The organism is Bradyrhizobium sp. (assembly GCF_035273305.1).
Lineage (GTDB): Bacteria > Pseudomonadota > Alphaproteobacteria > Rhizobiales > Xanthobacteraceae > Bradyrhizobium.
On the sequence record NZ_DATEPI010000192.1, the window covers coordinates 1 to 6,290 of the forward strand.

Sequence of the window (6,290 nt, forward strand, 5' to 3'; positions counted from 1 at the left end):
GAGATGCAGCTGGATCATCCGCTCGACCGGCTGAATATTCGTTCGGCACCCGCTTATCCGCTGCGGATGCTCGACCATTGGGACAATCTCGATGGGACGGTCGAACGTGGATACGCGGGGAAGTCGATCTGGGACTGGGCGACCCTCCCAAAAATCAAGCAACGCTACATCGATTATGCGCGCGCCAATGCCTCGATCGGAATCAACGGCGCGGTCCTGAATAGCGTCAATGCGGACCCGCGAATCCTCACGGCCCAATATCTCGCCAAGGTCGCAGCAATCGCGAACGTCCTGCGGCCTTATGGGATGCAGGTATATCTGAGTGTCAGGTTCAGCAGCCCGGTTGAAATCGGCAAACTCAAGACCGCAGATCCGCTCGATCCGCAAGTGCAGGCCTGGTGGCGCTCCAAGGCCGACGAAATTTATCGGCTCATCCCGGACTTCGGCGGCTTCCTCATCAAGGCGAACAGCGAAGGCGAGCCCGGACCCTGGGATTATCGCCGCAGCCAGGCCGACGGCGCGAATGTCATTGCAGACGCACTTGCTTCGCACGGCGGCAAGGTCCTTTGGCGGGCCTTCGTCTATGCCGCGACCAAAGAGGATCGGGCGAAGCAGGCATATGACGAGTTCCGGCCGCTCGATGGAAAGTTTCGGGACAATGTGATCGTCCAGGTCAAGAACGGCCCGATCGACTTCCAGCCGCGCGAACCCTTTTCACCGCTGTTTGGGCAAATGCCGCGGACCAGGGTCGGCCTCGAAGTGCAGCTTACCCGCGAATATCTCGGTGGAACTGACGGGATCGTCCTTCTCGCGCCGATGTGGGCCGAGGTGCTGGACTCCGACACCTGTTCGCCAAGATGCGGTAGTCCCGTAAAGAACACCATTGCGGCTGTAGCTGGCGTCGCGAACATCGGCAGCGACCGCGATTGGACTGGGTCCAATTTCAATCAGGCGAACTGGTATGCGTTCGGACGGCTGGCGTGGAACCCATCACTGTCGGCGGAAGAGATCGCGGGCGAATGGGCTCGCATGACGTGGAGCAATGACCGCCGTGCGCACCAGCCGATCGTGGCGATGATGCTGCCCTCGCGGGAAGCCGTCGTCGATTACATGACGCCGCTTGGCCTGGTGCACCAGTTTCAGAACGACCATCACTACGGTCCCGCACCCTGGTCGTGCAGCTTCGCCCAGGCGAACTGGAACCCATGCTATTACAACCAGGCCAGTCGGCGCGGGATCGGCTTCGATCGAACTAAATCCGGCAGCGACGCGGTCGATCAATATGCGCCGCCCGTCGCCCGCACCTTTGGTGATCTCGAGACCGTTCCGGACAAATACCTGCTGTACTTCCATCATCTGCCGTGGGGGTACCGGATGCGTTCCGGGCGAACCGTTTGGACCTCATTGATCGAGCATTACGACCGCGGCGTCAGCCAAGTCGAAGCGAACCGGAGCGAATGGCAGTCTCTACGCCCGCTCATTGATGCGCAGCGCTTCGCCGCCGTCAGCTCCGATCTCGACCGGCAAGTCCTTGAGGCGCGCTGGTGGCGGGACGCATCGATCGCTTACTGGGAGAGCTTGTCGAAGCTCCCCCTGCCGCGCGGACATGCGCCGCCGGCACATTCGCTCGCCTGGTACGAGGGTATCCATTTTGATGTAGTTCCCGAGTTCAAGATCCCGCGAATCGATTACCGCACGCTTTGCCTTGCCGGCAGGGAACCTCCGACCTGCGCGCACTGACCGGCTCGCCTTTCCGCCGCGCCATTAAAAAAAAAGCCCCTCCGGTTCCGGAGGGGCTTGTGGATGTCTGTTGCGCCTTATCCGCGCTCGGGCTTGGCCGCCGGTGGCGGTGGCGGTGGCGGTGGCGGCGCAGGACACGTCGCCGTGATCGCGACCACGGAGCCATCCGGACAGGTCTGCGTCTCCGGTGGTGGCGGAGGCAGCGGCGGCGGCGGTGGCGGTGGCGGCGCAGTCGTCGAGCCGCCGAACGTGCCACGCACGATAAAGGAGTAGCGGCGGTCCTGCATCACCTGCGAGCGTGGTCCGAGCAGACCGCCCGTCGTGAACATTTGGTCGGTCTTCGTCACCGAATTCGTGAGATTCTGCGCTTGGATGCCAATCTTCATGAACGGTGTGAGCTGATAGAAAGCCGAGGCATCGAGAGTCCCGTACGCCCTCTGGAAGATCGGGAAGTAGGGGAAGATCACGTCCGATTCCGTCAGCAGGAACTTCGAACGCCAGTTGTAGGCGAGCCGGACCGAAATCGGTCCCTTCTCGTAGAAGGGCTCGATGTTGATCGTATGCTTCGACAGCTGCGCGAGCGGCAGGGTGAAGCCCGAACCGATCGGCGGTATGCTGGTGGGCGCCCCGCCATTCAGGAACGAGTTGGGCACGCCCTTGCTCTTCACATAGGCATAGTTGGCGCTGATCCCGAGCCCGTTCAGATATTCGGGCAGGAAATCGAAAGTCTGCGTGTACGAGATCTCGAAGCCCTTCACCTTGCCACTGCCAGTGAAGTTTGCCGGACCGCGAATGGCGACGGGTTGGGTCACACCACCAATGGTGATGTCACGACCGACGACCTGCTGGAAAATGTAGTTTTTGATCGACTTGTAGAAGACGTCGAAGGTCAGTGAACCGACGCGGCTTCCTCCGAAATACCACTCGACCGTCGCGTCGTAATTGTTCGACGTGATCGGCTTGAGCAATGGGTTGCCCGCGGTGGCGGTCAGCGTATTGCTCGATTGATCGAACCCGATGTTGAGGAAGTTGCGGATGTCGGCAAGTGAAGGCCGCGCGAAATCCTTGCTGGCAGCGAAGCGAAGGATGAGATCGCGGCTGAGCGCAAACTTGAGGTTCAGGCTCGGCAACCAGTAGCTGTACTTGTTTGTTGCCGTGTTGGGCACGGGCGTAAGCCCCCCGGCGGCAAATTGTTGCAGCTGCGCGTAGGCCGCCGGTCCGATGTTGCAAATTCCGGGCAGCGCAGGCGGCGGCGTTCCCGGAGGCGAGCCCGGGGGCGGACCCTGCTGCACGCAGCGCTGACTGAATGGAAGGGCGACGCTGGTCGCCAGTGTGTTGGTTTGGAATGCTCCGGATGAGGTCAGCTTATCGCGGACGTAGCGGACGCCAATATTTCCATCGAGCCGCACGTTGCCGAAGATCGGCTCGTCCTGTCCGAAGCGCAGCATAGCATAAGCGTCGTCGGTCTTCTGCGATACAGGTTGGATCTCGCTCGGCAGGAAGGGGGTGCCCGCGACAACTCCAGGCCGCTGTGCAAGCGGATTCCAGGAGGTTGTTGAGGTGCACTTACAAGCTGCTTGCTCTGCCGCCTGAACCATTCTGGCGAACGCAATCGCCTGCGCATAATCGTCGGTCAGGTTGCCGCCGTAAAACAGCGCCGGCGGCGGAGCTTGGGTGTCCCCCCGGAAGAAGCCGTTCCAATTGTAAGTCTGCACCGCGCCCTGCGGCACACCGACCTGGTCGAGGAAGATCGCCGGGCCCGAGCCCGACCAGACTTCGCTCAAGGATCCCCAGTTGTAGGTCGTATATTTGATGTCCTGCTCGCGGTCTGCGTAGCGCGCGCCGAACTTGAACTGCCTCAGGAATGGGACCGTATCGAGGAAATTGTAGGCTACATCGCCGGCGAACGCCCATTCATGGCCGCGGCTATGCTCGATGTGGTCCATCGCGTTGCGCCAGAAGGTGAACCGCGGATCCGCAAAATATTGCGCGTCAGTATCGGCCGCCATTGCCGGGTTCGGCGCCGCCCACGTCGCGCTCAGCGTGTTGGGCTTGTGCTCAACGACGATCGGGTACTGGCTGGTGAGGTTGACTTGCTGGTCAGCGAAGTTCGAGCTGGAAATCTCCATGTCCAGCGTGTCGTGCTTCGCCTTCACATATTGCGCATCGAGATTGATGTCCCAATGGCGCGTCGGGCTGAACTTCAAGTTCAGTGCAGCGTCCTGAACGACGTTGGAGTCCTGGACCTGACGCGAATCGAGCGACTGCTGCATGCCGCCCGTGGGCACGCGCGTTGTCGAGCTGCCGCTGTCGGATGTGCGCCAGCCGGTGCCCGGCAGCGTGATGTAGCCGTTCTCGAACATGTTGTTCGAGTCATATTGGTAATTCGGGAAGGACTGGCCGGCGAGCGGGTTGTAACCGTTGCCTTGCGCATTGTTGCCAAAGAAGAAGTTGCCGGCGCTGTTGACGCGGCATTCGGCCCTTGGACGGCCTTGGAGGCCGTTGCCGTTCTGCTGACAGCCAAGCGGATAGGTGTTGTACTCGGAAAGGTCGGAGCCGACGCCCATCGTGTGCTCGCCCCATGACTCCGTTGCCTTGGAGTTCAGGAACTGTGCTGTGAGCAGGGCACGGCGGTCGCTGCTCTGCCATTGCGCGGCCGCTGCGATGCCCCGCCGCTTACGATCATGGGTCTCGGTCTGGTACTGGCCGCCGACCGGCGCGTAGTAAGCGCCCTGCAGCCAGTCCGCGAAGCCGTTCGCGCCCGCAGGCGGCGTGCCATAGCATGGGCTGAAATTGCCGGCCTCCGGAATGCTCGTCGGAAAGCCTTGCGTATCCGTGGTCGTCGGCAAGGGTTGACGACAGATCCCCGATGGCGTCCCCGATGAATTGTTGTTCGTATAGCTGCCGTCGCGCGTCTGAAAGTTGGATACGCGGATCGAGTCCGAGCGGCTGAACAGCCGCGAGTAGGATACCGCACCGAGGATACCGATTCGTCCGATGCCCGTGTCCCACGTGTCGCTGGCGAGTAGCGAACCGACCGGCGACCACTTCTTGTCGAGGTCGCCGTAGTTCGCCTCGAGGTCGTAGCCGACGTGGAAGCCCTTGTTGTCGAAGGGCAGGCGCAGGTTCATGTTGACCGTGCCGGAAAGCCCGCCCTCGAGCCTGTCCGCAGTCTCTTCCTTGTAGACTTCGACCGATCCCAGCAGCTCGGCCGGCACGTCCTGGAAGTTGATCCCCTGGCCATAGACGCCAGTCGAGAAGGTGTCGCGGCCGTTGAACTCCGAAGCGACGAAGGTGAGGCCGCGGATGGTCACGCCCGAGCCTTCGACCGAGAAGTGGTCGGGGTCGCTGGCTCCGGAGAAGCGGTTGATCGCAACACCGGGGACGCGCTGCAGCGCCTCGGTCACCGAACGGTCGGGGAGAGCGCCGATGTCCTGTGCCGTGATCGCGTCGACGACCGTGTCCGAATTGCGCTTGATTTCCTGCGAGTTTCGAAGGCTCTGGCGAATTCCGGTGATGATGATCGCGCCGCCCTGGCCCGCGCGCGGGTTGGTCGAGTTCGAAACCGCGTTTGACCCGTTGGCAGTGCCCTGGACCTGGCCTGCGCCCGCAACGGGCTGGGTGGTCGTCGGCGGAGGGTTGGTCTGCGTGTCCTGCGCCCATGCAGGCGTCGCAGCCGCGAACGCGCAGATCGCGATGATCGACGCTCCGTTCCTCAGCGATGCAGAATTACGCGCGCTGCCAACGTGCTCTTTTGCGCGAAAGACCATTCGCGTCCCCTCCTGTTTTTTTCTGGTAGCGCTAACAACCGCGACCAGACTCTCTCCTCAACCTTGAGGCATAACGCAGGCGATTAGGCCCGGCAAGACAGCTACGGGGGGCGCAGGAACACGAATGTTTCCACCTGTGGCAAGTTTGCAATACGCAGGCGCCGAAAGCCTGCAGGCTTATCGCGACGGCCCACGGCTACCCACTTGATTAGGTGCGCAAAGTCTCAATCATGCGTGCGCGCGCAGCTGCGCCACTCGGGCGAAGACATGGTCAATGACTCACCGCTGAAAGTCGTCATCGTGGGCGGCGGCACTGCCGGCTGGATGACGGCCGCAGCCTTGACGAAGCTGCTTCCGACGCGGTGCCGGGTGCATCTCGTCGAGTCTGAGGCGATCGGCATCGTTGGCGTCGGCGAAGCGACGCTCCCGCATATTCGCGGCTTCAACGAGAAGCTCGGGATCAACGAAGCTGATTTCATGGCCAAGACGCGCGCGACGTTTAAGCTCGGGATCGAATTTCGCGACTGGGCACGCGTCGGCGACAGCTACATCCATCCGTTCGGCACCTTCGGCAGCGGGCAGGGAGATCTGGACTTCCACCATTATTGGAACAGGGTGCGCCAGGAGGGTCATCGAGTGCCGCCGATCGGCGAATTCTCGATGGCCGTGACCATGGCCTGCATGAACCGCTTCGCGCTGCCCGACCCCGATCCCTCGCGCGTCGAGTCGACCTTCAACTATGCCTACCAGTTCGACGCGACTTTATATGCGCCGTACCTC

Annotated in this window: 3 protein-coding genes; 2 read left to right on the plus strand and 1 reads right to left on the minus strand. The window is 61.8% G+C overall.

The window, feature by feature from the left end; genetic code table 11:
• A partial coding sequence (locus tag VJV58_RS13375; RefSeq protein WP_324137828.1) for an alpha-glucuronidase occupies positions 1-1,740 on the plus strand: 1,740 nt, incomplete at its 5' end.
• Positions 1,741-1,817: 77 nt separating this feature from the next.
• On the opposite strand, the gene VJV58_RS13380 is transcribed toward VJV58_RS13375, so the two are convergent.
• Positions 1,818-5,510, minus strand: coding sequence for a TonB-dependent receptor (locus tag VJV58_RS13380; protein WP_324137829.1), 3,693 nt, complete (start codon positions 5,508-5,510; stop codon positions 1,818-1,820).
• Positions 5,511-5,744: 234 nt separating this feature from the next.
• On the opposite strand from VJV58_RS13380, the gene VJV58_RS13385 reads away from it, so the two are divergent.
• Positions 5,745-6,290: tryptophan 7-halogenase (locus VJV58_RS13385; RefSeq protein ID WP_324137830.1), on the plus strand; the 546-nt coding region annotated here is incomplete at its 3' end.

Excerpts from the sequence above, each read along its gene's own strand:
- VJV58_RS13380 (WP_324137829.1), bottom strand. The coding sequence starts at position 5,510 with ATGGTCTTTCGCGCAAAAGAGCACGTTGGCAGCGCGCGTAATTCTGCA.